20 protein-coding genes are annotated in these 25,807 nt (G+C 65.1%); 7 read left to right on the top strand and 13 right to left on the bottom strand.

Annotated features, from left to right (window positions below; translation table 11 throughout):
• Window positions 1–785: 785 nt before the first annotated feature.
• From C7I87_RS24595 to C7I87_RS24540, 11 genes are all read right to left on the bottom strand, one after another.
• On the bottom strand, window positions 786–1,979 hold the full coding sequence (locus C7I87_RS24595; protein ID WP_149906653.1) for a hypothetical protein: 1,194 nt from the start codon (window positions 1,977–1,979) through the stop codon (window positions 786–788).
• A gap of 158 nt (window positions 1,980–2,137) precedes the next feature.
• A complete protein-coding gene (locus tag C7I87_RS24590) occupies window positions 2,138–2,908 on the bottom strand; it encodes an exodeoxyribonuclease III (protein WP_149906652.1) in 771 nt (256 codons plus the stop codon).
• 5 nt (window positions 2,909–2,913) lie between these two features.
• Entirely contained in the window at window positions 2,914–3,558 is a 645-nt protein-coding gene (locus C7I87_RS36115) for an alpha/beta hydrolase family protein (RefSeq protein WP_246696396.1), read from the bottom strand.
• 229 nt (window positions 3,559–3,787) lie between these two features.
• The gene (locus tag C7I87_RS24580; RefSeq protein ID WP_149906650.1) at window positions 3,788–4,906 is read right to left on the bottom strand and encodes a tetratricopeptide repeat protein; all 1,119 of its coding nucleotides are present in this window, start codon (window positions 4,904–4,906) and stop codon (window positions 3,788–3,790) included.
• Window positions 4,903–5,808 (bottom strand): non-homologous end joining protein Ku, encoded by a 906-nt coding sequence (locus C7I87_RS24575; RefSeq protein ID WP_140508570.1) that lies wholly within the window; start codon window positions 5,806–5,808, stop codon window positions 4,903–4,905. Before C7I87_RS24575 ends, C7I87_RS24580 begins: the two co-directional genes overlap by 4 nt.
• 471 nt (window positions 5,809–6,279) lie before the next feature.
• Window positions 6,280–8,772 (bottom strand): DNA ligase D, encoded by a 2,493-nt coding sequence (gene ligD, locus C7I87_RS24570; protein ID WP_149906649.1) that lies wholly within the window; start codon window positions 8,770–8,772, stop codon window positions 6,280–6,282.
• Between the two features lie 247 nt (window positions 8,773–9,019).
• On the bottom strand, window positions 9,020–9,244 hold the full coding sequence (locus C7I87_RS24560; protein ID WP_149906648.1) for a hypothetical protein: 225 nt from the start codon (window positions 9,242–9,244) through the stop codon (window positions 9,020–9,022).
• Window positions 9,245–9,356: 112 nt separating this feature from the next.
• Window positions 9,357–10,565, bottom strand: coding sequence for a GNAT family N-acetyltransferase (locus C7I87_RS24555; protein ID WP_373424763.1), 1,209 nt, complete (start codon window positions 10,563–10,565; stop codon window positions 9,357–9,359).
• 49 nt (window positions 10,566–10,614) lie between these two features.
• Window positions 10,615–11,835 (bottom strand): GNAT family N-acetyltransferase, encoded by a 1,221-nt coding sequence (locus tag C7I87_RS24550; RefSeq protein WP_149906646.1) that lies wholly within the window; start codon window positions 11,833–11,835, stop codon window positions 10,615–10,617.
• Between the two features lie 9 nt (window positions 11,836–11,844).
• Window positions 11,845–13,146: an MATE family efflux transporter gene (locus tag C7I87_RS24545; RefSeq protein WP_188393984.1), complete on the bottom strand. Its 1,302-nt coding sequence runs from the start codon at window positions 13,144–13,146 to the stop codon at window positions 11,845–11,847.
• A complete protein-coding gene (locus tag C7I87_RS24540; protein ID WP_149906645.1) occupies window positions 13,143–14,312 on the bottom strand; it encodes a glycosyltransferase family 4 protein in 1,170 nt (389 codons plus the stop codon). Before C7I87_RS24540 ends, C7I87_RS24545 begins: the two co-directional genes overlap by 4 nt.
• Window positions 14,313–14,754: 442 nt before the next feature.
• Here C7I87_RS24540 and C7I87_RS24535 point away from each other — a divergent pair, with 442 nt between their 5' ends.
• Together C7I87_RS24535 and C7I87_RS24530 are read left to right on the top strand one after the other, a co-directional pair.
• Window positions 14,755–15,924, top strand: a complete 1,170-nt coding sequence (locus C7I87_RS24535; protein WP_149906644.1) for a DUF1972 domain-containing protein — start codon at window positions 14,755–14,757, stop codon at window positions 15,922–15,924.
• Window positions 15,921–17,189, top strand: a complete 1,269-nt coding sequence (locus C7I87_RS24530; RefSeq protein WP_149906643.1) for a glycoside hydrolase family 5 protein — start codon at window positions 15,921–15,923, stop codon at window positions 17,187–17,189. The genes C7I87_RS24535 and C7I87_RS24530 overlap by 4 nt, the downstream gene beginning before the upstream one ends.
• Before the next feature lie 10 nt (window positions 17,190–17,199).
• Here C7I87_RS24530 and C7I87_RS24525 read toward each other — a convergent pair whose 3' ends face one another.
• The gene (locus C7I87_RS24525) at window positions 17,200–18,534 is read right to left on the bottom strand and encodes a VpsF family polysaccharide biosynthesis protein (RefSeq protein WP_149906642.1); all 1,335 of its coding nucleotides are present in this window, start codon (window positions 18,532–18,534) and stop codon (window positions 17,200–17,202) included.
• Between the two features lies 1 nt (window position 18,535).
• Entirely contained in the window at window positions 18,536–20,665 is a 2,130-nt protein-coding gene (locus C7I87_RS24520; RefSeq protein ID WP_149906641.1) for a GumC family protein, read from the bottom strand.
• Window positions 20,666–20,947: 282 nt separating this feature from the next.
• On the opposite strand from C7I87_RS24520, the gene C7I87_RS24515 reads away from it, so the two are divergent.
• The 5 genes from C7I87_RS24515 to C7I87_RS24495 all read left to right on the top strand — a co-directional run bounded on the left by C7I87_RS24515 (window position 20,948) and on the right by C7I87_RS24495 (window position 25,774).
• Entirely contained in the window at window positions 20,948–22,480 is a 1,533-nt protein-coding gene (locus tag C7I87_RS24515) for a glucosamine inositolphosphorylceramide transferase family protein (protein ID WP_149906640.1), read from the top strand.
• Between the two features lie 113 nt (window positions 22,481–22,593).
• Window positions 22,594–23,775, top strand: coding sequence for an FAD-dependent oxidoreductase (locus C7I87_RS24510; RefSeq protein ID WP_149906639.1), 1,182 nt, complete (start codon window positions 22,594–22,596; stop codon window positions 23,773–23,775).
• A gap of 138 nt (window positions 23,776–23,913) precedes the next feature.
• The gene (locus C7I87_RS24505) at window positions 23,914–24,117 is read left to right on the top strand and encodes a hypothetical protein (protein WP_140508552.1); all 204 of its coding nucleotides are present in this window, start codon (window positions 23,914–23,916) and stop codon (window positions 24,115–24,117) included.
• A 72-nt stretch (window positions 24,118–24,189) separates the two neighbouring features.
• Entirely contained in the window at window positions 24,190–24,384 is a 195-nt protein-coding gene (locus C7I87_RS24500) for a hypothetical protein (protein ID WP_149906638.1), read from the top strand.
• Window positions 24,385–24,742: 358 nt separating this feature from the next.
• Window positions 24,743–25,774, top strand: a complete 1,032-nt coding sequence (locus tag C7I87_RS24495; RefSeq protein WP_149906637.1) for a hydroxyacid dehydrogenase — start codon at window positions 24,743–24,745, stop codon at window positions 25,772–25,774.
• The last annotated feature ends 33 nt before the right edge of the window (window positions 25,775–25,807 follow it).

The following is a 25,807-nucleotide window of genomic DNA, read 5'->3' as shown; positions in this document are numbered from 1 at the left end:
GCATGTCGCCCGGAAGTGTCCTCGGTTCCGGGATAACGACATGCATAAAATCAGAAGCTTACAGAAGGTCGGGCGAATCCTATTCGCCGCGACATGCTGTAAGGCGGTACCGTCACTGCAAGGGCGCCAGCACTTTGTCATCCTGCGCCACCGCCTGCCAGCGCTACGCCCGTCTGGCGGTTGGCCGATCGTCCAAGGTTAGAATGCCGGGCTCTGCAGCTCCTGCCTATTCCGCTTTCGCGGAAGTTTCGGACGTCTAGGCGATGTGCGATGGTGTTGCTGCGGCGGTACGAGCCGCCCTGGTTGGCGCGGGCGCCGAGCACACCCCAACAATGCGCCCCCTCGCCCGCGTCGACCATGGCAGGCGCCTGTTGCCCTCAGGTTCATGTGCGGCAGAATTTCGAACTGTCCAGGCAGCCACTGGCCGGTCACCCCTGATGGTGCGGTCGTAGCCACCCGGTCAGCACCGTGCCGTCGGCGGCCCTGATCAAGAAATCAGTCGATCGTCGCGGCGCGATCGCTGCCACATTCACGATCTCAGGTTCGATCGAACGATCGCCGATAAGTCCTAGTGTCCAATTTACCACGGTCCCGCCGACATGGACTGAGCCATCCCGGCCAAATATTGACAGCAGGCGGCGTTATGACACACTTCGCCCGGGATATGGTGGAGAGCTTGCATCATGAAGAAGCTTTATGAAAGGCCCACTTTGATCAGGAAGGGCAATCTGAAATCGATCACAGCCGCCACCAACGGCGCGGTTTTTATTTCGATCGGGAAGTAGTCAGCCGGCCAGCACCAGGTCATCCACGACCATTTGCCATGAGTGTTTCGTCGAAAGGCGGACACGGGTGACTTCCCCGAGCATCGGCGCGTAATGCAGCGGTGTGAGCGCCGACAGCACCACTTCATCGCTGGCGACCAACTGTTCGTCCAGCCAGCTTTCGATCAACGCCGTTTCCCCTTCCGCCTTCAGCCAGGCAGCGCTGAGCAGCACCGAGTGGAACGCGAATGGCCTCTCACGGCTGAACTCGGCCGGATAGCCACTGCTCGTGTAGGCCACGTGGTCGCCCGAAACATTGCCGTTGACATAGCCCTCGCTGTGCTTGGTGTGGTCGTTCGCCATGGCGTTCAGGTTGCGCCACTCCAGCCCCGCATGGCCGCACGGGATCTTGCGGAAGCCGCGCCCGGTGACGTCGTCGAAGCCGATCATGCGCAGCGCTGCCCCGTCGGCCAGGGCTCGGGGCGAAAGCAACCCGAGATCGGCCGGGTAAGGCGACAGCACCAGCCGGCGGTCGAGCCCGCCGCCGCTGATCGCCACCATGTCGGCCTCGTCGGCAAGCTCGAAGCGGAAGGCGCAAGCCGGGGCCAGCGTCCGGCGCTCCAGCACCTGCCCGTTTGCCATCACCGACAGGGTCGCGTTGGCGCCTGCCGCCATCCTGCCGGCCAGGCTACGAACCGGCGCCAGCCCGACCGGCCGTGGCAGGTCCGGCGAGACCAACCCGGCGGGCGAGCCGGGCGCCAACCGGAACTCTATCGACTGCGTGTCGTTGGCGCCGGGCGAGCGCCAGCCCGGCGGCACCGAAACCGAAAACCGGTAGGCACGGGGCAAGCGGATCGCAGCCTTCAGCGCCGATGTCGACATGGTGAAATTGGCATAGCCGGCATTGTTGGTCCTCGATGACGCAACGAAGCCGCCTTGCCCGTCGAACAACCGCACCATGATGCCGGCCATCGGCCGGTCTCCGACGCCGTATTTTCCGTCGCGGTCGACATCGAAAAAGACGAAGGACGAGTAGTTGAGCATGCCGGCGCTGCGGCTCCAGTCGGTGCGCACGGCATAGTCGTTGGCAGGGTCGGCCCGGCGCAGCGCGCGGCGGCGGCTACACGCCTTGCGCAGCAGCCAGATGGCAACAACGGCAGCGGCAATGATCGCCAGCGCCGCGACAAGGATTCCGATAAGGCCGAGGTCACTCATGGCGGACTGGCTTCGATGATGGCCGCTCGCCGTTGTCACGAATGCAATGCATCAATCGGCCCCCTTGCCGGTCCTGTCCAGCTTAGCGCGAGAGATGACCCGCGGAAAAGGGTTGCGTGCGGCCGTCAGAAGCGACGAAAAGAATGATCAGCGGCCCCTCACCCCAATTCCACCCACACCGGCGCATGGTCGCTGGCGCCGTCCTGCCCACGGACATCACGGTCTATCCCCGCCCCTTTCAACCGGCGGACGAGCGGCTTCGACAACAGGATATGATCGAGCCGCAGGCCGGCGTCGCGCGGCCAGCGGTTCCGGCGGTAATCCCAGAAGGTGTAGAGCGTCTCCTTCGGGTATTTCTTGCGCAACGCATCGGTCCAGCCTTGTTCGAGCAGCGCGGCAAAGGCGGCACGGCTTTGCGGCTGCACCAGCGCGTTGTCGTCATAGGAGCGTGTGGCGTAGATATCGCGCGGCTCGGGCACGATGTTGTAGTCTCCGGCCAGCACGACGGGCAGTCCGGTGTCGAGCAGTTGCGCCGCATGCGCCTCCAGTCTCGCGTGCCAGGCAAGCTTGTACTGAAATTTCGGCCCCGGTTGCGGATTGCCGTTCGGCGCATAGAGGCAGGCGATGACGATACCGTTCACCGCCGCCTCGACGTAGCGGCTCTGCCGGTCGGCATCGTCGCCGGGCAAGGCGTCGCGCGTCAGCACCGGCTCGGCACCGCGCGCGAGTATGGCGACGCCGTTCCAGGTCGGCTCGCCCTTCCACACCGCGCCATAGCCGGCATTGGCGAGGCTTGTCAGCGGAAACTGCGTGTCGCGCGCCTTCAATTCCTGCAGGCAGACGACATCGGGTTTTGCAGTGGCGAGCCACGCCAGCAGATTGTCCAGCCGGCTGTTGATGTTGTTGATGTTGAACGAGGCGATCTTCATTGGGATCAGGTGGCGATCCTGCCCACCCAAGCCTTCACCGTCTCCGCCAGCGTCGTCAGATGATCCGCAGTCGAGAAACCCGAAATGCTCTTGCGCGGCTTCAAATCATGGTCGCCGTCCTCCAGCCAGATCACGTCGATCGCGTCGGAGAGGCCGTAGGTCGCGACCTCGTCCTTCGTGCCGAACTCGTCGCGCGTGCCTTGAAAAATCAGCGTCGGCGTCTTCAGCCCCGTGAGATGTTTTGTCCGCAACTGTTCGGACTTGCCGGGCGGATGGAAGGGATAACCCAGGCAGACCAGTCCTGATATCTCGCCCTTGGAAAACATCTCGTCGGCGACCATCGAGGCGACGCGTCCGCCCATCGACTTACCGCCGATGATGAGCTTGCCCGTCACGCCCTTCGCCCTGAGGTCGGTGATCGCCTTGATATATTCCGGGTTCACCGTCTCGGCGCGCGGCGGCGGCTTGCGCTGGCCATAACGGCGGGCCGCCATGTAGTGGAACTCGAAGCGCGCGACCTGGAAACCCACGGCGGCGAGCGCCTTGGCGGTGGCGGTCATCGAGGGAGAGTCCATGGAGGCGCCGGCGCCATGGGCAAGCAGGATGGTGACGGGAGCGATGTCGTGGCCGTCGAACAGGAAGGTGGTCATTGTGCTCCTCGCGCCGCGCCAACGCTGCCAATCTCCCCCCTTGTGGGGGAGATGCCCGGCAGGGCAGAGGGGGTCGCGAAAGAATGCCAGCCTTCGGTCATCTCTCTCTGGAATGCTACAGTCTGAAATGAGCCGATCCGCCGGCGGGACAGCGCCCCTCTCTGTCCTGCCGGACATCTCCCCCACAAGGGGGGAGATCGGCTGTCATCTCGGCCTTCGTCAGTCATGTTCACCCCGCCGACTTCGCCAGTTGCATATCCACGAACTGCACGCCCCTGGCCGCCACCCCAGCCCATTCCGACGCCGCGTCAAGCTCCAGATACCGCACCCACAACCGCCGTGCCTCAAGCAAGTTTCCGGCGTCGAATTCCAGCCGCGCCAGGTTGAACACCGGGTCGGCATAGGTCCTGTCCAGCCCGATCGCCTTCTGCAAATGCCTTCGCGCCGAGGCGTCGCGGCCCTGTTCGCTCATCAGCCCGGCCAGGTTGAACCAGGCCTCGACGAAGGCCGGGTCGAGTTTGATCGCCCGGGCATAATCGTGCGCTGCTTCCGCCACGCGCCCGGCCCCGCGCAAACAGTTGGCGCGGTTGAAGGCGGCGATGGCGTCGGTCGGATCGATGGCGAGGCAGCGCTGGTAGAGTGCGGCTGCATGGTCATGGTCGCCGCCCTCCTCGGCGGCTTCCGCCTCGGCGAACAAGTCTTCCAGCGTATCGTCGCCTTGTGCCGCCGCGCCGAGATCGAACAACAGCTGGCCGTCGAGTTCGCTCTGGCCGCCTTCGAGGTAGATCGCGTCGGGCCGGCCATGCTGCGAGCCGACGTTGAGCGACTTGGCGGTGAGCGAAGCGATGGGGCCGGAGCGGTGAACGGAGCGCGCGATCGCGCCCCATGTGGCGCCTCCGGCGATCAGCCCGGCATATTTGCGCGCCAGGATCAGGTCGCGGAAGGAATAGGGCTCGCTATCGTGCTCGAAGGCATCGAACAGCGACAGCAGGTCGACGTCGGCGCCCGACAGCCGCGACTGGTCGATCAGCGATTGTCTGGAAAGCGAGGACGCCTCTGGCGTCTTCATCAGACCGAGCAGCCGCAGGAAACCGTTCTCGCTCAAAAGGATGCGCCCGGCCACGCGCTCGGCGCCGGGGCGGCGTTCAATCTCGCCATCGCCCGCCTTCGTCAGCCCAGCCTTGGCCAACAAGGTCCGTCCGAACACGACATGCGTGGTACGCCTGGTGACGCCGCGCCTGAGCTGGCCGTGCTGGCGCTCCACCTCGCGTGCGGCGAGCCTGAGCGGAAACGCCGCCAGCGCACCGATCGTGCCGAAGACAGAACCCGGAACGGCCGGTGCCGTCATTTCTTGCTCTTGCCGACCGCCTTGAGCAGGTTGGCCTTGAGCGGATTTTCAGGCGCACCACCCGCTGCCGCCTTCTTGGCGGCGGGCTTGGCAGCCTCGTCGGCCTTGCTCTTCGACTTGGCCGGCGGCTTCGACTGCGACAGGCTGGCCTTCAGCGCATCCATCAGGTTGATGACGTTGCCGCGCTCCGGCGCCGCCGCGATGATCGGCTTGTGGCCCTTCAACTTCTCGCGGATCATCGACATCAGCGCGATTTCGTAGCGGTCCTCGTAATTCTTCGGATCGAAGGTGGTTTCCTTCTGCTTGATCAGCGCTTCGGCAAGCTGCAGCATTTCCGGGTCAGGCTTCATGGCCGGAATGTTGCCGAAATACTCAGCTGTGCCACGCACTTCGTTCGGGTTCCTCAACGTGCACACGAACATGCCGTTCTCGCGCGCACCGATCGTCACCACGCGCTCGCGGCTGGACAGCACCAGCCGGGCGATGGCGAGCTTGCCGGATTTGCGCATGGCCTCGCGCAGCACCGCGAAGGTTTCCTCCGCCATGGCCCCGTCCGGCGCCATGTAATAGGGCGCGTCCTGGTAAATGACGTCGACCTCGTCCTCGTCGACGAAGGCCTCGATGTTCATCGTGTGATTGGATTCAATGCGCACCGCATCGAGGTCGGCATCGTCGATGATGATGTACTGCTTGTCCTCATACTCGTAGCCCTTGACCAGATCCGCGCGCTCGACGAGTCCCAGTTCAGGGTCGACCGGCTTCATGTTGATGCGGTTATGGGTCTTCTTGTGCAGCTGGTTGAACGAGATGCGTTCGCTGGCGCTGGTGGCGGGGTATAGCCGCACCGGACAGCTGACCAGACTGAGTTTGAGGTAACCTTTCCAACTTGCCCTGGGCGCCATGATGAACTCCTACGCGGCCACGCGCTGACAGTTACTTCGCAGCGCTTCGTCCGAAGGACGAACAAGGCCGCGCAAATCCTACACCGACCCAGCACAATACCGGCAAATCCCTGACGAAATCTTCCCGCCGGCCTTCGAGGTCACCGACGGAGAATAATTCAAATTGTCGGAAGCGTCGATGGAGAACTAATGCATGTCGCCCGGAAGTGTCCTCGGTTCCGGGACAACGACATGCATAAAATCAGAAGCTTACAGCAGGTCGGGCGAATCCTATTCGCCGCGACATGCTGTAGGGTTCCTCGCCCCCGCGGTAGTGGGGGAGAGGTGGCTCGGCGAAGCCGAGACGGAGAGGGGGAATGGCACAAACCTCTCCGAACCGGGTTCAAGCCAATCCATTCGATACGCTGGCGCTGACCCCCTCTCCGTCCGCTTCGCGGCCACCTCTCCCCCGCTTCGCGGGGGCGAGGAACCCTAGTTCTTCAAGGTCGGCAAATCCCGCGCGAACTCGTCAATCTCCGCCCACGGATCGCCCGACGTCTCCAGCAGCCCCGGCAGCGACGCATAATTCAAATCCTGCGGCGCATCGATCGCCTGCAGATCGCTCCAACTCACCGGTGTCGAGGCCGGCAGGTTGGTGCGGGCGCGCAGCGAATAGGGGGCGGCGGAGGTGTGGCCGCGCGCGTTGCGGTGATAGTCGATGAAGATGCGCCGCTTGCGGTTTTCCTTGCCCATGGTGGTGGTGAATGTGTCGGGCGCGGTGGCCGCCAGATGCGTCGATATGGCGCTGGTTGCCTGATGCAGCTTCTTCCAGTTCTGCTTGCCCGTCACGGGAACCGTGATGTGGATGCCGCTGCCCCCGGAGGTTTTTGCGAATGGCACCAGCCCCAGGCCCTCCAGTTCGCTCTTGATGTGGACCGCGGCCTCGACCACCTCACGCCAGGAAATCCCCTCGCCCGGGTCGAGGTCGAGGACGATCTGGTCGGGCTTGTCGAGGCTCGTGCGATGCGTGCCCCAGGTGTGGAATTCGACGACACCGAACTGCGCCAGCGCCAGATAGCCTTTCGCACCCTCGACCGAGAGATAGGATTTGGTCTCGCCCTCGGAATTGGTCGCCTCGAACGTCACCACCGAAGGTGGCATGCCGGTGAAGGCATGGCGCTGGAAGAAGCAGTCCTTGGGCAGGCCGGTCGGGCAGCGCACCAGCGACACCGGGCGGCCAAGGATGTGCGGCAGCATGAAGTCGCCGACCAGCGCGTAATAGACGGCGATATCGAGCTTGGTCGGGCCGTTCTTGCCGAACAGCCGCCGCGTCGGGTTTGTTACCCAGATGGTGGCAAGGTCGGCTTCGGCGATCAGCCGCTTGCGTGTCGAGGAGACCGGCGTCGACAGGCCGACATCGCGCAGGCCTTTGAACACGCCATGGCGCAGCGAATTGTCCGCGGTTCGGTTGGCGAAATGGATGCGCGCCGAAAACAGCGGCTTGACCCAATGCATCTCGCGCATGATTTCGCGCGGCACGCCTTCCGGCGGCGTGGCGCCTGACGTGAGCGGCTCCAGCCGGGCCAGCAGGTCAGCCGCGGTCCTGGCATCGAAGCCGGTGCCGACCTTGCCGCGATAGTGCAGTTCGCCGTCCACCCACTCGGCCATGCCAAGCGCGGCCAGCCCCTCGGCCGCGTCTGAAGTGGTGTAGCCGGCGATGACGAAATCGTCCTTTTCGAGCGCCTTGGTCTTGGTCCAGCTCTTGGTGCGGCCGCTCTGATAGATCGCGGTTGCCCGCTTGGAGACCACGCCCTCCAGGCCGAGTTCCGTCACCTGGTCGTAGAGCCCCTGCCCCGAACCTTCGACATGGTCGGAGAACTGGATGGCGGAGTTGGCGCCAAGCCCGCCAAGCAGTTCGGCCAGCAGCGCCTTGCGCCGGATGAGCGGCACCTTCATCAGGTCCCAGCCGTCGAGATGCAGCAGGTCGAAGGCATAGAAATGCAGCTTGCTGCCGGCGCCACTCGCCAGCGCGTCCTGCAGCAGCGCGAAGCGGGAAATGCCCTTGGCGTCGAGCACGACAATCTCGCCGTCGATGATCGCCTCGCGGCACGGCAGCTTGGCGAACGCATGCGGCAGGTCGCCATAGCGCTTCGTCCAGTCGATGCCGCCACGGGTGATCAGCCGCACCTCCCCGTCGGAGACATGCGCCATCGTGCGGTAGCCGTCGAACTTGATCTCATGCAGCCAGAGCTCGTTCGTATTCTCGGCCAGGCTTTCGCCACCCGGCGGCTTCGGCACCTGTGTTGCCAGTTGCGGCTCGATACGGCTCATCGCCGGCGCCGTGACGGCGCCCGCCAGGCCGCCCGGCTTCAGCGAACCGGGCTTTGGCGCCGACTTCGCGGCCGGCTTGGGCGGCGCCACCAGTTCCTCGATGCGCAATCCGGATTTGACGCTTTCCGGCCGCGCTTCGAGGATGTTCAGCGCCGTGTCGGCGGCGAGGTCGCGCTCCTTGAACAGCAGCCAGTTCTTCTTGTTCTCGTCCTCGCCGGGCTTCGGCTTCAGCCGGGTCAGCATCCAGCCGCCATTGAGCTTTTCGCCGGCCAGCCGGAATTTGAAGGCGCCGGTGCGCAGGCTTTTGTCGACATCCTCCATCGGCGCCCAGGTGCCGGTGTCCCAGACGATCATCGGCCCGCCGCCATATTCGCCCTCGGGGATGACGCCCTCGAAATCGATATATTCGAGCGGATGGTCCTCGGTCTCCACGGCCAGCCTTTTGTCGGCGGGATTGAGCGAAGGCCCACGCGGCACCGCCCAGCTTTTCAAGACATCGCCGACCTGAAGGCGCAGATCGTAGTGGTCCGCGGTGGCGTGATGCTTGTGGATGACGAAGCGGTTGCCGCCTCCGGCCATCAACCCGCCGGCCGGCTCCGGAGTTTTGGAGAATTCGCGCTTGGCGCGGTAGGTCCGGAGTTTGGCGGGCGGCATGTCAAAAGCCGGCCCTGACGGAAATCAACAACCGCCTCGTTCCTTCGCGCGCCCCTCTGCCCTGCCGGGCATCTCCCCCTCTTCTAGGGGGGAGATCAAACTTCACCCCGGCCTTAGCGAATATCGGAAGGAATAGCGCGGTAGACGAAATTGCCGATCTCCCCACTAGAGGGGGAGATGTCCGGCAGGACAGAGGGGGGCGCCGTAGGGCGCTACGTTTGCACCACTCGCGATTTTTCACGTGGTCTCAATCGTCAATCGCCGGCGTCAGCTCGAGCTCGGCCGGCGACAGCCCCTGCTGCAACTGGCTCAAGCGGAATTCGTCGACCCAATAGGCCTCGCCGTCGACCAGCACGCGCGCACTGTAGGCGCCGCCTGAGAAACTCTGCGCGGTAATGTAGATCTTGTGGCGGTCGAGCGCCTTGCGCACCGCGGCGCGCTTGGAGTTTTGGCTGTTCACGGCAGTGGACATGCGCTTCGCCCTCGGTCGCCCGATACGGAACTCGGCCGCTCTTGGCGGCCCGGCGACAGGCCCTAAGGATGGCTGAGACGCGCGGCCCTGTCAATTTCGCGGTCGTCGCCCTTCAGTTCTTCAACCGCCGCAAACGGCGCATCACGCCCTGCACGGCCTTGTAAAGCCGCGGCTTGGAACGGACGAAAAGCTCGGTCTTGCCGCGCAGCCTGATATAGGCGGTGGCGCCCTTGCCTCGCAGCGTCGTCGCCTCGCACAGCTCGGCCAGCACCGCGTTCGAGGCGCCGATATGCTGCTTGTATCCCTGTCCGCCGACCGAGAGGTCGAAATAGCCGAGCCCTTGCGCCCGCCCCCACATCATCAGCTTGCCGATCATCGTCAGGCCCGGCGCGACGTTGGCCACGGCGTCCTGGTCGATCCCGAGCAGCAGGGCGTGCAAGCTGCCCTTCATGACCAGCACATACATGACAGCGAGATAGGCCTGACCGACGCGCAGCCCGAACAGCCGCACCGAGCCGTCGGAAAGCCCCTGCAGGGCGGCATTGCGGTAGAACTCGACAATCGGCGCCTGCGTCAGGAGGTCGAAGCGCCCGAGCTCACGAAAGCGATTGAGCCTGAGGTCCAGCAGCGTGCCGAACTGCTCCTCGATCATGCCGGCCGTCTCGGCTTCGATCAATGCGAGGCCGCCGAGCTGTTCGAAGCGGCGGCAGTTCTTGTTGAAATTCTTGTTGAAGGACGACTTGCAGATACGCTTGATCAGCGTTTCCGGCTCGCCATCCATGACTAGGCCCGAGGCGATCTGGATGGAGTCGCGCGCCGCCGAAAGCAGCGCCAGCGGGTTGGCGACGCCGTGGATTTCCTGCGGGATTCCCGCAATATGGATGCGGTCGGCCGGCGGCAGCACGGCGCGGACCGCGGCCCAGGCGGCGTCAGCGCTTTGCCTGGTCCAAGGCCTGGCATCGGCCAGCAGCGGCGCCGAATAATCGCACACGCCGCAGCTCAGCCATTCGATCACATAGTGGCCGAGCGCCCGGCGCCGCATCAGCGGCAGCAGCATGACAGGCGCGCCCGTGGCGGCGTCGTTGACTTCGATGATGAGCAGATCGGCGCTTTTGGGCATCAGCCGCCTGGCGATCCCTTCCACCCAGGCAAGGCCCTGGTGGCCGGTGCACAGGCCAGTCTCCTCAAGACGCTGCCAGAGCTGCCTTACGGTGTCGAAGCTGGTGTGCAGTCGCGCCGTATAGCGCGCGGTGGCGTCCATGCCGGCTCTGATCGGAGAAATTGGTTGAACCGGTGCATCCGCCGTCGCGACCAACTGCATTGCCTGGCTTGCCACATGCCTCTCCCACTCGTTCTGGCCCGCCTCGGCATCATCCACGCAAGCGCCGCAAACCCCGCATCGTTCCCTGGACCGCCTTGAGCAGCCTCGGGTTGGAGCGCACGAAAGCCTCGGCCCGCCTGCGGAACTCGATGACGGCGCTGGCCACATTGCCCCGCATCGTGAACCCATGGCAGAGTTCGACCAATACCGAACCCTTGGCGCCCATATGTTCCTTGTAGCTCTGGTTGCCGACCGACAGGTCGAAATATTCAAAGCCCCGTTCGCGCGCCCAGCCGATCAACCTGCCCATGATTGCAAGCCCCGGTGAGACATTGGGCACGACGCCCTGGTCCATTGCTATCAGCAGAGCATGAACAGTCCCTTGATGAACCAAGAGATATTGAACCGCGATCAGGGCCTCGCCGACGAGCAGCCCGAAAAGCCGCACCGAACCGTCCAACAGGCCCTGAATAGCCGCGTTCCGGTAGAAATCGACCATCTTCTCCTGCGTCAGCAAGTCGAAGCGGCCAAGCTCGCGAAAGCGGTCGAGCCGCATCCGCACCAGTTCACCGAAGATGCGCTCGACCTCGGCCGGCGCGCCGGCCTCGACCAGTTCAACGCCGCCAAGCCGTTCGAGGCGACGCCAGTCCTTGCCGAATTCCTTGACGAAGGACGGCCTGCAAAGACGCTTGAGGGCTGTTTCCGGGTCGCCGTCGATGGCGAGGCCGAACGTGGTCTGGATGGAATCGCGCGTGGTCGGGAGCAAAGCCAGCGGATTGGCGACGCCGTGGATCAGTTGCGGAATTCCCACGATGTGGACGCGGTCCGACGGCGGCAGCGCCGAGCGCACCGCCGCCCACGCAGCCTGCGCGGATTGTCTGGTCCATGGGCTGGCATCGGCCAGCAGCGGCGCCGAATAGTCGCAGACGCCACAACTCAACCATTCGACCACCCAATGGTGGAAGGCCCTGCGCCGCATCAACGGCACCAGCATTCTGGGTTCGCCCGTTGCGGCGTCGACCACCTCGACGATGAGGAGTTCCGCGCTTTCCGGCAGCAGCCGCGCGACGATCCCTTCCGCCCAGGCATAATTCTGGTGGCCGGTGCACACGCCCTCCGCCTGGAGGCGCAGCCAGAGCGGCCTGACCGCCTCGAGGCTGGTGTGCAGTTTCGCCGCATAGGCGTCGTTCGCGGCGATGGCGGCGGGATGCTGGACCTGCCCGCCGGGCAAGTCGGTCATCGCGGCAATTTGGACTGCCTGGCCTGACACATCCCTCTCCTATCGTCTTACCACGGCGAACGAAACCGCCCGCCGCCACGTGCCCAGCCGGCTGTCGTGCCGCTGGTCGGGGTGTTCGATGTTCCACATGCGGTGATGCACGAAATACCATGACGCCACGAGCACGAAGATCTCGGAGACCGCGGAACCGAGCAGCGCCCAGGGCGGCGGCGCGATAGCCAGCAGGATCGCGATCAACGCCAGCCCGACGATGGCGCCGCCCAAGGTGATGAACGCGACGATGCGGAAGTCACCCATTATCTCGAGCACGATGCGGGGCATGATGTAGAGCATGATCGGGACGAAATTCGCGATCACGAAAAGCCCGATGAACCCGACCGACGCATCCTGGAGAGCCTGGGATTTTATCATCGGCAGGACAAACATGATGGCGCATCCATAGGCCACCGCGCCGAGCCCCATGACGACAGCCCAAAGCTTTGCCTGCGCCCAGACACGGCGCGTTTCATTGTTGCGCATCAGCTTGGCCAGTTCCGGCTGCGTCATGTTCACGAAGGCGAGGCTGATGATGCGCAGCGGCGCGAACAGCACCAGCACCGCCGCCAGCGGCGCATAGGCCGCCGCCCCGGCGATGCCCGCGACCAGCAGCGCCAGGCATTGGCCCTGGATGTTGGTGGTGGTGGCGCTGAATGCCGACCAGCAGAGTTGGGACCAGAGCCTTGCATAGCGCCGCCGGGTCGGCATGCGGAAGCTGATGCGCATCGTGCGGCGCGCCAGTCGGACCAGGACGAGGATGCCAAACAGATTGGCCGCCGCAAGCGCATAGAACACGGACTGCAGCACGTCCCTGGCCAGCCAGATCGCCAGGCCGGCCATGACGGTGCCGGCGATCGTGAAGGCGGCATCACTGATGGAGACGATCACCTGCTGGCGGCGCGCGAAGAAGGCCGTACGCATGTGACTGCGCAGCGACCATGCGCCGACGAAGCAGCCGGCGGCAATTCCGCTGGGGTCGCCCAGCAGATGCATCACGATCGCCGTGCCGATGGCCATCAGCAATGCAACGATCAGCGCCGCCGTCCCGAAGGCCACGTCATAGGCGTTGACGCCGGCGTTGTTGGTGCTCTTGCCCATCCATATCGAGGCGGGAACGGCGGTGAGCGACCTGATGTAGGACAGGCCGACACCGCCCATCACCATGCCGATGGCGAAAAGGCCGTAGCCTTGCGCCGACAGCATGTGCAGCAGCGCGATGTTGAGGGCAAAATGGAAGCCGCTCTGCATCGCCTCGCCGCCGATCATCAGCACGAGACGCCGCACCAGATGGCCAGGGAGTTTCACGGCCGTGTCTCCGCCTGGCGGACGGTTGCCGTCCGGCCCGGCTTGGCGATGGCTGTTTTCAGCTTGTCGGCGGCAATTGCCGCAATCGCCGCCGCCGCGACCGGCTCGCTGAAGACCGCCTCGTAGCGCGCGCGCCCAGCGGCGACAAAGGAGCGCCAGGCCTCGGGCCGCAGGATGATTTCCTCGAGTTTGCCGGCGAGCGCGGCGGCATCGCCGGGCGGAACATGCCAGCCCGTCTCGCCGTTGCCGACCACCTCGACCAGCCCGCCGATCGCCGACACCAGCGGCGGCCGGCCATAGGCCATCGCCTCGATAGCGACGCGGCCGAGCGATTCGGGACGCCGCGACGGCACGGTGACGATATCGGCCCAGCGATAATGCTCGGATGGGTCGGGGATGAAGGGCAGCACGCTGACGCGTCCGGTGAGCCCCATGCTGCCGACCAGTTCGGCGAGCGCGCGCTCGCGCTCGACGCTTTCGAAGGCGCCGCCGACCAGCCGCACCTCGATCCTCGACTTGAGTTCCGCCGACAGCGAGGCGATCGCCTCCAGAAGCACTTCCTGGCCCTTGATCCTGTTGACGCGGCCAAGCAGCAGCACCTTGAGCGGGCGCTTGCCGTCATAAGTCATCGCTTCGGCGGCGGCTGGGCCGGCAACGCCATTATAGACCACATAGGAGCGCGCGGATCCGGGATCGCCGAACGCCGCGCGGGTGGCGCGCGAGTTGAAGATGAGATCGGCATGGCTCCAGTGCATCAGGCCGACAAGGATCCTGCGCATGGCGCCTTCGGGAATTTCGTGGATGTGCAACACTGCCTTGTGTGGCAGGAGACGCGCGGCCAGCGCGTAGTCGGCCACGATCGAGGTGTTGACATAGGTGAAATCGCAATCCCTGAGCCGCCGCCACGCCCTCAGCACCGCGACCGGCAGCCGCGCCATCTCGATGGTGGCAAGGCGCGCAATGGCCTGGCGCCTCAGCACCCAGAGCGGCTCGAAGACGATCCGGGTCGCATGCGGTTCGAGGATCTGCACGATCGGCCCACCGCGCGGCAGGACCACTTCGATATCGGCCGACGGAAACGCGGCGCGCAGCGCGGCAACGCTCTCCGCGAAGCTGCGGTCGGAACCATAGAGTTCATAGCCCTGATGGACGCATGCAATCCGCATATTCCCATGCATCTTTCTGCCAGGGTTAGTTTGACGATCCCGCCACCTGACGGGTCAGGCGACTGGAGACTTCAAGCCCAACACCCCTTTGGACTTCACTTGTTGCCAGCATGGTGACGAGCGGACGTAGCACCCAGATCACCATACCAATGCTGCACGTCCTCCGCCGATGTGGCGCACAGAAGTTCATGAGCAAGGATCATGCCGGCCCCTGATCTGGCCGTCTGCTGGTCGGCAGGTCGCGGCATTGCCTTGTTTCGATACACATACGCTGGGATAGTTGACCGATAATGAAACAGCTCCGGCCGTTGGAAGAAATATTTTACAACCCAGTGCGATGATGGGCGGAACTGAGCCTGGCACGGATATCGCTGGGCTGTGGTTTCCAGACAGGACGGCCCGCGCATTGCGGAATCGAGCGGATTTGAAAGCGCCAACAGCCATGAAACCGGAAACGCCCACCATCCTGATCCTCGGGACGCGCGGCATTCCCGCCGCCCATGGTGGCTTTGAAACCTTCGCCGAGAAGCTGGCGCTGTTTCTTGTCGGGCGCGGCTGGAGGGTCGGCGTCTACTGCCAGGAGGAAGTCGAGCGGGTCGACCGGAGGGTGCGCGTCGACACCTGGAAAGGCATCGAGCTCATCCATGTCCAGGTGGCCTCGAAGGGCCCGCGCGCGACGCTGGAATTCGACTGGCAATGCGTGCTCGACGCCGCGCGGCGGCCCGGCGTCTGCCTGGTGCTCGGCTATAATGGCGCGATCTTCCTGACCTGGCTGAGGCTGATGCGGCGCAAGATCATCATCAACATGGACGGCATCGAGTGGCGCCGGCCCAAATGGGGCGTGGCGGCGCGCACATGGTTCTGGCTCAACGAGTGGATCGGCGCCTGGGCCTCGCACCGTCTGGTCGCCGACCATCCCGTGATCGCCGATCACCTGGCGACGCGTCGGCCGCGCAGCGCCACAGCCACCATCACCTATGGCGCCGACCCGGTGACATCGGCGCCGGAAGCGCCGGTGCGCGCGCTCGGCCTCGAGCCCGGCAAATACCTGATCTCGATCGCGCGCATCGAGCCCGACAACAACATCCTGCCCATCGTCGAGGCCTTCTGCAGCCAGAAGCGCGACATGAAGCTGGTGGTACTGGGGACTCTTTCCCCCGAAATTCCCTATCATGTCGCCGTCCGCAACGCAGCCAACGCCTCGGTGGTGCTGCCCGGCGCCATCTACGACCAGGCGGCGGTGAAGGCGCTGCGTTTCCACGCCCGCGCCTATCTGCATGGCCACACGGTCGGCGGCACCAACCCGTCGCTGGTCGAGGCGCTGGCCGCCGGCAACATGGTGATCGCCCACGACAACCCCTACAACAGATGGACCGCGGGTGCGGCCGCCATCTATTTCACCGACGCGCGGAGCTGCGCCGAGCGGATGCGGCAGGCGCTGGAGGATGACGCCTTGGTCAGGACTTGCGGCGCGGCCGCCAGGGCCCGCGCCAACGAAGTCTTCCGCTGGGACGATGTCCTGCTTGCCTATGAAACCGAAGCCTACCGGCTTCTGGGCGTGACCTCCGGCGGTGCCGTCCCGGTCGACCGCCCCTCGCCCGGCGCCGTATGACGGGCTGGTCGCGACGGCGGCTGCTGAGGACCGCGCTGTCGACGGCGCTGGTACCCGCCACGGCGGCGCTTTCTTCCGCACCGCCCGCCATGGCCGCGACCGGCGAATGGCGTTTTCGCCGCGGCGTCAATGCCTGGCCCTGGTTTGCGCTGACGCGTGAGTTTCCCGCGCCGCGCACCGACTATGCCTGGCCGCCCTTCCAGTCGCAGCGGCCGGTGCCGACACCGGACGATCTTCGCCGGCTGCGCCGGACCGGGCTCGATTTCATTCGCCTGCCGGTCGATCCCGGCCCGTTCCTGGCCGCCGACGCCGCCACGCGCGCAAAACTGCTGGCGATGCTGGACGATGCCGTGGCGGCCGTCATCGATGCGGATCTCGGCATCATCGTCAACGTGCAGGCCAACGGCGCCACCCATTACTGGAATCCCGACCGCATGGTTTCCAGCACCGCGGCGCCGCAATTCGAAGCCTATCGCGCGCTGGTTGGCACGCTTGCCGGCAGGCTGCAGCGGTTCCCGTCGGGCATGGTGGCGCTGGAACCGGTCAACGAACCGCCGCAATCCTGCTCCTCCAACGTTTGGTCGAACGTCCAGGCGGCCCTTTTGACGGCGGCCAGGGCATCGTCTTCGACCTTGCCGCTTGTCGTCACCGGCGGCTGCGGCTCGATGGTGAGTGGGCTGGCCGCGCTCGACCCGGAACCTCTGGTGGCCTTCGAGCCGATCCTGTTCACCTTCCACTTCTACGAACCCTATCTGTTCAGCCACCAGGGCGCACCCTGGATGCGCGAGCCCGTCTACCGCGCGCTGAACAACGTGCCATGGCCGGCCTCCGCCGGTTCGCTGGAACAGACGCTGGCCTCGGTCAGGGCGCGCATGGCTCAGGACACCGTGACCTCCGAAGCGGACAAACAGGCGGCCTATGCGGAAACCGAACGCGTGCTGAAGGTCTATTTCGACGCCAGGCCAGACCGCTGGTTCATCGACAAATATATGAGCCAGGCGCGTGGCTGGGCCGACGCCCACGGCATTGCGCCGGAGCGCGTCATCATGGGCGAATTCGGCGCGCTGCGCACCGACGCCCGCTACGTCGCCGCCCCCAACCCCGACCGCGCCCGCTACATATCAGACGTCAGGCAGAGCGCCGAGGCATCAGGCTTCCCCTGGGCCTTCTGGGACCTGTTCGACGGCATGGGCATGATGGACGACAAGACGCGCGCGCTGGACCCGGCGATGGTGGATGCGCTCGGGTTGAGGATGCCGCAGTAGAGAGAGAGCGCTACGCTCGCGGCGCTTGCGCCGGGCGTCGCAACCCCACCTTCACCGGCCTGTAGAGCGCAAGCGCGATCACCACGAACTTGGTCATCAGCGTCGTCTTGGACGCCAGGCTTTCGGAGGTGTTGAGCAGGATCAGCCAGCCCAGCATCGGCAGCCAGATGCCGGGATGGCAGCGGCGCGCCACCTCATGCATGAACAGCACGAAGCCGAGAAACAACAGCAGGGTGAAGAAGGCGCCCTGATAGAGGACCAGGCGGATGATCGGGTTCTCGATCCCCTGTTCGAGGCCGTTGATGCGGCGCAGGCTTTCGATGAGATCGATATCCGGCCCCACGATCAGATCGCGCAGTTCGAAATGTTTGAACAGCTCGAACATCTCGACGCGGGCATTGGCACTGCCGCTGTCCGAGACGAAGCGCTCGAGCAGCGCGTCGAAAAAGCCGTACGACGCCGCGAGCACGATAACGACCGGCACCAACGCGGCAAGGATGAGGCCAAGTGCGGCGCCAAGCAGGTTGATACGCCCCGCGCGCAAGGTGCTCAGGCCCTGGATGAGCAGGTAGCACCCGCCGAGCACGATCGTCGTCACCATCGCGGAGCGGCCGCCAAAGGCGACGAGGGCCGCGCATTGCAAGCCGATCAGCCCGAACCGTAGCGGGGTCGACAGCGATCGCGAACCCGAAAGCAGCGCCAGCACATAGATCGAGGTGATCGTGGCATTGGACAGCGGATGGCCCTGAAGCGCCGTCGAGCGCAGATCGTTCATGAACACCTCGCCGTCGAGCCGGTAGGGAAAGACCAGCGTCTTGGTGGCGAACTCGAACAGCGCCAGCAGCGCGTTCACGGTCATGATCGTGTGAACGACGGTCTGCATGCGGGCGAATATCTTTTCGTCGGCCTCGGCCAGCATCATCACCAGCAGCGCCGGCGCCACGAAGGTGTCGATCATGCCGGCCATGCCGGGACGCTGCCTGACGATGACGACGATCAGGAGCATGATCGACATGACGGCCAGCAGGGCGCTGGCCGGCCGCCTGTCGGCGATGGCCAGCGTGTAGCCGACCGGGTTGCCGAACGTGCAGGCGCGCCAGGCAAACATCAGCACGAGCAGATAGGTGGAGGGATGGATCTTGGTGGCTGGATTGCCGGTCAGGCCGTCGTAATTGTAGCCCACCAGCCACAGCATTCCGCCCGAGATGCCGAACAGCAGCGCCACCACCGCGACCAGGCCGTAGCCGGTCACCCAATCGAGGGAATTGCCGCCGCGAGGCGCGGCCACGGCTTGACCTTGGCCAGCCCAGCCGGCTGCCGGGTTGGCGGGCCGGATGGCGACCATGTCAGGCCGCCTCGTCGACCAGCAAGGCGCCGGTCGGCAGCCGCCCCATGACGGAAATGGCCTGCGAGGCCGCCGTGACATCGCGCATCGGCGTCGCGTTCAGCGTGGCGACGAGCACGATCTCGTCGACCATGGCCACCAGCGGCGAGGCATTGAGATTGTCGGCCAGCGCGCCGCCGTCGACGACGACGAGCTCGAAATTGCGGCTCGCCTGGGCCAGCATGTGCTGTGTGAAATAGACGCCCTGCGCCTCGGAAAAGGCAGCCTTTGGCCGACCCTTGCCCAGAACCGCGACATTGCTGCCGGGCGCGTACTGGCTCAGCGCCTCGAACGCATATTCGCCGCGCAGCACGTCGAGCAGGCCCGGCTGCGGTTCCTTCTGGCTCTTGCCGGCATTGGTGTCGATGAACAGGACGCGGCTGCCCCTGGCAGCCGCCGCGTTGGCCAGCAGGCGCGCCACCCGGCCCCGTTGCGCGGCATCCTCTGGCGCCGACGTCACCAGGACGGACGGCACCAGCGGCCAGTTCGCCGGACGCCGGCTGGAGGAGAAGAGGCGTCTCAACGCCAGACCCGCGACGGCGTCCATCTTCTGTCCGGCGGGCGTGGCGGTGTCGCCGAAAGACCACCAGCGGCGGCGCGCCGATTTTGCCGGCAACACGCCCACCACGGGCGCGTCGATGGCCGATTGCATCTGCGCGCTGGAAAGCACCGTCGGCGATGAATATTCAGCGATCAGCGCCAGGCCGGTGCCGAGACCCAGCCCGCCGAAAAAGGCGCCGAACACCAGCAGCCCGAGCGGCGGCCAGCTCTTCTTCAGAGCCGGCATGGCGTCGGAGATGATGCGCGCATTGGTGCTGTCGACATTGACCTGCTCGCGCGTTTCCTGCGCCCGCTGCAGATAGGTAGCGTAGACGGAGCGCACTGCCTCGAGATCGCGCTGCAGTTCGCGCAGCTTGACCGAGGCCTGGTCGGTGTCGAGCGACTTGCTCTTCATGCCCGCGACCTTGGCCTCCAGCGCCTGCTGGTTGGCCAGCGCCCGCTCATAGTCGGTTTCGGCGGCGGCGCCGATGCGGCCGAGTTCGCGCGCGATGAGCGCGCGCGTGTCGCGCAATTGCTGCTGGGCCGCCATCATCGAGGGGTGGCGCGGCCCGAGTTCCGTGCCGAGCTGCGAGACCTGGTCGACAAGCGTCGCCTCCTGCGCCCGCAGGCTCGAAATCACCGCCGAGCGCATCGCTTCCGAGGTCGCGTCCGGTGCGCCGCCGGGCCGGCGCAGCTGGTCGACCTGCGCCTTCAGCGCGACCGTACGGCTCTGCGCGGCTGCGAGTTGCGTGTTGATCTCGGTCAGTTCCTGGTCGCTGACCAGATTGCCCGCTGCCATCACCATGTTATTGGCGGACTTGTAGGCCTCGACCGCATTCTCGGCTTGCTGGACGCGCTTGCGCTGCTCCGCCAGCCGCGCGGTGATGGAGTCGGATGCGTCCGTGGCCATCTTCGCGCGCGCGGCGGCCTGGTCGGTCAGGTAGGCCTGCGCGATGGCGTTGGCGAGCTTTGCCGCCTTGTCGGCGCTCTTGGCGGTGACGATCACGTCGAGGACCAGCACCTTGTCGGCCCGCTTGACCGCCAGCCGCCGGCGCAGCGCATCGAGCGTCGTCCCCGTTTTGTCGGTTTCGGCCGACCCCGAGCCTAGCGCGCCGCCGAGCAAACGGCTCAACAACCCACCTTGTCCGTTGAATTCCGGATCCTCGGTCAGGTTGGTCGCCGCGATAGCCCTGAGCAGCACGCCGCTCGACTGGACGACGGCAACCTGGCTTTCCACCATGGTGATGCCGCCATCGGGCGGAACTCGGCTCGGATTGACGTCGTTGGTGACCACCTGCAGGTCCTGCGGATCGACGATGATCTCCGCCACCGAGCTGTAGAGTGCCGGCGTGAACAGCCCATAGAGCAGCGCCCCAAGGGTCAGCAGCGCGGCGGTGGCGAGGATCAGGAAACGGCGGCGCACCAATATGCGCTTCAGGTCGCCCAGCTCGACGGTCGAGGATGGATAGGACGCGGCCGGTGGTGGCTCCGGCGCATATTGCGTCACCTCCGGAGCGTGTTGTTGCGGCAACGAGAGCAGGGATGATTGCAAAGGTCGCTCCGACAACACTCCATGTGCCCCAAAAGATTAAATTGCGGCTTCAGCCTAGCTATTACTCCAACTGTTAAAACACTGTTAATTATGTTGGGAGCTCTTCTGATTTCTGGCACGGAGTTTGCGTAGCAAAGGCACGGGCCGTGTTGACAGGGCGCAAGCGAGAAGGAAACGAATGGAAATGGAGCAACATCTGTCTCCAGCCCAACCGTCGCCCACCCTCGTGCCCAAAAATCGAACACCGGCCAGTAACCGAACGTCAGAATTCTAGGGTGCGACATGCAGGTGAGCCTGCGCCTCGACAGCGACTGCCTCCGTGCTTTTCACCTGCTGCTGCTGCAGCGCCTTGCGGCGCTCGCGAATGTCGAGGTCTGCGTCGACGCACGCCCGGGTGGGAGCGGTATTCCAGGCAGCATAGCTGCGCTGTTCCAGCTTGAAACGGTCATTCATGGCTTGCCCGCGGACGGGCTGGCCAAGCGCCTGCCGCTGTCGGCGCTGGCCCCCTACCAGATGCCGCCGCCCATCTCGCCGGACCTCGTGCTCGACCTCTGCGGCGACGTGCAAGCGGAGGGAACACGCGTCTGGCGCGTGACCTATGACGGCGCCAGCGGCGAAGCGGCTCTGCTGGCGTCGATCCTCGATGGCCGGACCCCGCTGGCCCGCATCGAGGAGAACGGCGCCGTCGCCGCCGAAGCGCGCCTGGGCACCGAATATGGCGGCATCGCGCTCGCCTCGTTCCAGGACATGCTGGCGCGCACGGCAAGCCTGATCCTGGCCGCGGTGACGGGCGCCGCACGCGGCGCCCTGCCCGTCCTGCCCGAGCCGGCGGACGGCAGGGCTGCGCCATCGCTGCCCTCGACCGGCAAGCTCGGCGTCAGGGCCGGCAAGGCGCTGGCGCGGCGCATCGTCCAGAAAATCTACCATCTCTGCTACAACGCCCCGCACTGGAAGGTCGGCTGGCGCGAGACGGCAGGGCGGGATCTGTTCGATCTGCGCGCCCATCCGGCATCGGGCTGGCAAGAGCTGCCCGATGACGGCAGCCGTTTCTACGCCGATCCGTTCCCGATCCTTTACCAGGGACAGGTAACCCTGTTCGTCGAGGACTATATCCACCGTCTGGGCCGAGCCATCATCTCCGCCGTGCCGTTCGGCCCGTCCGGGCCGATCGGCCGCCCGGAGCCGGTGCTCGACCTGCCCTACCACCTCTCCTACCCCTTCGTCTTCGAGCGTGATGGCGAGGTCTGGATGGTGCCGGAAAGCTGCGCCAACCACACGGTGGATCTCTACCGCGCCACAGCCTTCCCCGGCGGATGGGTGAAGGAGGCGACGCTGCTGTCCGATATCATCGCCAGCGACGCCACCCTGGTCGAGCATGGCGGCTCGTGGTGGCTGTTCGCCACGGTCCGGGACGGTGAAGGCACCGCCCGGGACGGTGGCGGCGCCTTCTCCGACGCGCTGCATTTGTGGTCGGCGCCGGACTTTCGCGGCCCCTGGACGCCGCATCCCAAGAATCCGGTGCTGATCGACATCGCCTCGGCGCGGCCGGCCGGCCGCATGGTGAAACGCGACGGCCAGTTGCTGCGCCCGGTGCAGGACTGCCGCAGGAGCTACGGCGCCGCGCTCGGCATCGCACGCGTCACTCACCTAGATTTGAACGGCATGGACCAGCGCGTCGAGACGATCTTAACCCCCGGCGAGCTATGGAGTGGGCGTAAGCTGCACACGCTCAACGAGGCGGGTGGCCTGGAATTCATCGATGGCTCGGCGATCGCGCCGCGCTGGAAACAGAAGAGGCGACCGCAGTTAACCTAAACGTTTGTTACTACCAGCCACCCGCGCTGGTTGCTTGAGGTTGATTACGGTCCGGAAGATATTTTCTACCACAGATTGTGGAGACAGAAGATGACGAGCATGAAGGCAGCGGGATGACCGCCGAAGCTGTCCCGGCCGAAGTCGACGTGGCGATCGTCGGCGCAGGAATGGCCGGCACCACGCTGGCAACCGTCTTGGGAAAAGCCGGCCGTAAGGTGGCGCTGATCGATCCGCACCGCGTTCACCACGACGAGTTCCGGGCCGAGAAAATCGGTACCGACCAGATTCGGCTGTTCGAGAAGCTCGGCCTCGACGAAACGATCATGCGTCTCGTCACACCGTTCGACGACATTCACGTCTTCCGCCTCGGCCAGTTTTTCGCGCGCGAGCGCAGGCCGGAATACGCATTTTCCTACGGCGCGCTGATCAACGGGCTTCGTGACGCCCTTCCCCCGCAGGTGCCGCTTACTGTCGGCAAGGTCGCCGAGGTCTCGACAGGACCGGACCGGCAGCGCCTTGTGTTGACCGATGGCAGCGTCATCACTGCCCGCCTGCTTGTGGTGGCCACCGGTTACAGCGAAGCGGTGCGCCGTGCCATCGGCGTCGAGCGCGTCGAGCAATCGAAAGCCCATTCGCTGTCGATGGGTTTCGACCTCGCTGTCTCACAGCGCGACTGCGGCTTTCGGGCCGTCACCTGCTACGGCAAGCGAGCGGCGGACCGCGTTGCCTACATCACCGTCTTTCCCCTCGGCGACAAGATGCGGGCCAACATGTTCGTCTATCGCACCATGGCCGAACAATGGACGCGGGATTTTCGGGCCAATCCGCAGAAGATGCTTTGCGAATTGATGCCCGAAATATCGGCGCAATGCGGCAACTTCGCTGTCGCAAGTCCCGTCGAGGTCCGGCAGATCAACCTGACCACGACGCAAGGCCACCGCCGCGACGGGGTCGTCTTCATCGGCGACGCGTTCTGGACGACATGCCCGACGCCGGGCGTCGGCATAGGCCGGATCATGATCGACGTCGATCAACTCCATTCCGTTCACATTCCACGCTGGCTGGAAACGCCCGGCATGGCGGCTGACAAGATCGGGACTTTTTACGACGATCCGGTCAAGGTAGCCTCCGATGAGGCAGGAATGCGCGTGAGCGTCTACGCCAGGCAGATCACCACCGAAACCGGACTGGAATGGCGCGCGCGGCGCCTGCGCAACAACACGGCACGCCAGCTGATGATCATCGGCCGCAAGGTACGCCATTTGGGATTGCGGCGGGAGCCGGGCGTGGCGTGAGGGGCCTCCCACCCCTGCGGGACAAGGCGCCGGAGCGCTTCACCGGGACAATGACATAGCGCTGAAAAAAGCAAATCCAGTGCCGTTCGGTCGGAACAAGCGGCGCGCCGATAGGTTATGGCCGCAGGAGATCCTGTCATGGTCAAGAATATCGACCGCGCGTTGCAGGATGCCATTCTGGCGATGCGCATTCTTCGCAAGTCCATAATTGATCATGGACATATGGAAGCCATGGCCGAATTTGACGGCTTGATGAGCGTGACCATATCCGAGGCCGAGCGCCAACTCACCAGTTGGCAAACCGGTCATCGCGCCGAGCGGTCAGGCCAGGCAAAATCCTGACGTGATCGCTCGCACCCGGCACCGGCATCTGGCGGAACCTTGCCGCACACGGCTGGTTTTATGGAATGTGACATGCCGCCGGAGAACGAAGTGACCCGATTGGTCGACAAGCAGAAGCTTGAGAGAGCGGATCGCGAGTCGCGGATTATCCTCGACGCCGAACGGCAGGCCCGCGATGCAAAGACCGCCCGCCTTCGCAAGCAGCGGCTGTCCGCCGAGCCGAGCGGCGAGCAGCAGAAGCCCCCACCGCCAAAGCGGCGTGGGTGATGGCGTGCTCTTTCCGCAAACGCAAAAGGCGCGATCGACCGATCGCGCCTTTGTTTCGACAGACGAATTCGTTCAGGTCGGCACACCTGAAATCCCACCGAGAGCAGTGACGGCCGAAAGCCGTTCGCGCTTCTGCCAGGTTGGCTTCTCGTATTTCTTCACCAGCCATACCCCCCTTGTTGGACACCGCAGAGAAGACCGGCTTCGCCGTGAATGTCAATTGCCAGGACCGCTGTCGTGATTTTTGAGCGAAACGCTCATGCGACGGGTGAATCGGCCTGCCGTGCTTTTAAATCCGCCAGTACGGGATAGATTTAGGACCGAGAAAGCGCCACAGACGCTTCGGGAGGACCTTGCCATGTCGGACACCGCCTTGCCGCTGGTCATTAGTGCGCCCGAACCGCGCACGCTCGACCTGATCTTCACGCCGCCGCAGCTGGCGCGCCTCAGGGCGAAGTACCGCATCGTCGAGACGACGCCCGACGGCGTGGCGAAACTGCCGGTCGATGTGCTGGCGCAGGCCCGCTACATCATCGGCCAGCCGCCGATCGCGCCCGAAACGCTGGATGCCATGCGGGCGCTGCGCTGCGTCTTCAATGTCGAGAGCAACCTCCTCGACAACATGCCATACGAAACGCTGTTCGCGCGCGGCATCCATGTCGTCACGACGGGCCTGGTCTTCGCCGAACCGGTGGCCGAACTCGGCCTGGCCATGGCGCTCAATCTTGCCCGCGGCATCGTCGATGCCGACCTCGCCTTCCGCCAAGGGCAGGAGTTGTGGGGCGGCGACGGCAACCAGACTGCGCGGCTGCTTTCGGGCGCCGATGTCGGCATCGTCGGCTTCGGCGATCTCGGCCGCGCGCTCAACCGCCTGCTGTCGGGCTTCCGCACCCGCACGAAGGTGTTCGACCCCTGGCTGCCGCCGTCGATCCTCAGCGAGAATGGCGTCGAGCCGGCCTCGCTGGACGCGGTGCTGTCGCAGAGCGACTTCGTCTTCGTCGTCGCCTCGGTGACCTCCGAGAATCAGGGTTTTCTCGGCGCCGATGCCTTCGCCAGCATGCGCAAGGGCGCCGCCTTCATCCTGCTCAGCCGTGCCGGCGTGGTCGATTTCCCCGCCTTGATGGCGGCGGTGAAGAGCGGCCATATCCTCGCCGCCAGCGATGTCTTCCCCGAAGAGCCGCTGGCGGGCGACCATCCCGTGCGCGCGCTTCCTGGTTTCCTGCGCTCCGCCCACCGCGCCGGCGCCCTCGACGTCGCTTTCAAACGGATGGGCGACATGGTGCTGGAAGACATGGACCTGATCGACCGCGGCCTGCCGCCGCTGCGCTCCAAACGCGCCGAACGCGAGACGGTGTCGAGGATGCGCTCGAAGCCGTCTGACAGGAACTGATGCATGTCGCCCGGAAGTGTCCTCGGTTCCGGG

It is taken from the genome of Mesorhizobium sp. SARCC-RB16n (genome assembly GCF_008520305.1).
Taxonomy (GTDB): domain Bacteria; phylum Pseudomonadota; class Alphaproteobacteria; order Rhizobiales; family Rhizobiaceae; genus Mesorhizobium.
The sequence above is the reverse complement of the archived record's forward strand: the minus strand, read 5'-3'. Positions and strand labels throughout refer to the sequence as shown.

What these genes read in the sequence shown, in the direction of transcription:
- C7I87_RS24595 (WP_149906653.1), bottom strand. Translation starts at nt 1,979, where the DNA reads ATGAGTGACCTCGGCCTTATCGGAATCCTTGTCGCGGCGCTGGCGATC.
- C7I87_RS24590 (WP_149906652.1), bottom strand. Translation starts at nt 2,908, where the DNA reads ATGAAGATCGCCTCGTTCAACATCAACAACATCAACAGCCGGCTGGAC.
- C7I87_RS36115 (WP_246696396.1), bottom strand. Translation starts at nt 3,558, where the DNA reads ATGACCACCTTCCTGTTCGACGGCCACGACATCGCTCCCGTCACCATC.
- C7I87_RS24580 (WP_149906650.1), bottom strand. Translation starts at nt 4,906, where the DNA reads ATGACGGCACCGGCCGTTCCGGGTTCTGTCTTCGGCACGATCGGTGCG.
- C7I87_RS24575 (WP_140508570.1), bottom strand. Translation starts at nt 5,808, where the DNA reads ATGGCGCCCAGGGCAAGTTGGAAAGGTTACCTCAAACTCAGTCTGGTC.
- ligD (WP_149906649.1), bottom strand. Translation starts at nt 8,772, where the DNA reads ATGCCGCCCGCCAAACTCCGGACCTACCGCGCCAAGCGCGAATTCTCC.
- C7I87_RS24560 (WP_149906648.1), bottom strand. Translation starts at nt 9,244, where the DNA reads ATGTCCACTGCCGTGAACAGCCAAAACTCCAAGCGCGCCGCGGTGCGC.
- C7I87_RS24555 (WP_373424763.1), bottom strand. Translation starts at nt 10,565, where the DNA reads ATGCAGTTGGTCGCGACGGCGGATGCACCGGTTCAACCAATTTCTCCG.
- C7I87_RS24540 (WP_149906645.1), bottom strand. Translation starts at nt 14,312, where the DNA reads ATGCGGATTGCATGCGTCCATCAGGGCTATGAACTCTATGGTTCCGAC.
- C7I87_RS24535 (WP_149906644.1), top strand. Translation starts at nt 14,755, where the DNA reads ATGAAACCGGAAACGCCCACCATCCTGATCCTCGGGACGCGCGGCATT.
- C7I87_RS24530 (WP_149906643.1), top strand. Translation starts at nt 15,921, where the DNA reads ATGACGGGCTGGTCGCGACGGCGGCTGCTGAGGACCGCGCTGTCGACG.
- C7I87_RS24525 (WP_149906642.1), bottom strand. Translation starts at nt 18,534, where the DNA reads ATGGTCGCCATCCGGCCCGCCAACCCGGCAGCCGGCTGGGCTGGCCAA.
- C7I87_RS24515 (WP_149906640.1), top strand. Translation starts at nt 20,948, where the DNA reads ATGCAGGTGAGCCTGCGCCTCGACAGCGACTGCCTCCGTGCTTTTCAC.
- C7I87_RS24510 (WP_149906639.1), top strand. Translation starts at nt 22,594, where the DNA reads ATGACCGCCGAAGCTGTCCCGGCCGAAGTCGACGTGGCGATCGTCGGC.
- C7I87_RS24505 (WP_140508552.1), top strand. Translation starts at nt 23,914, where the DNA reads ATGGTCAAGAATATCGACCGCGCGTTGCAGGATGCCATTCTGGCGATG.
- C7I87_RS24500 (WP_149906638.1), top strand. Translation starts at nt 24,190, where the DNA reads ATGCCGCCGGAGAACGAAGTGACCCGATTGGTCGACAAGCAGAAGCTT.
- C7I87_RS24495 (WP_149906637.1), top strand. Translation starts at nt 24,743, where the DNA reads ATGTCGGACACCGCCTTGCCGCTGGTCATTAGTGCGCCCGAACCGCGC.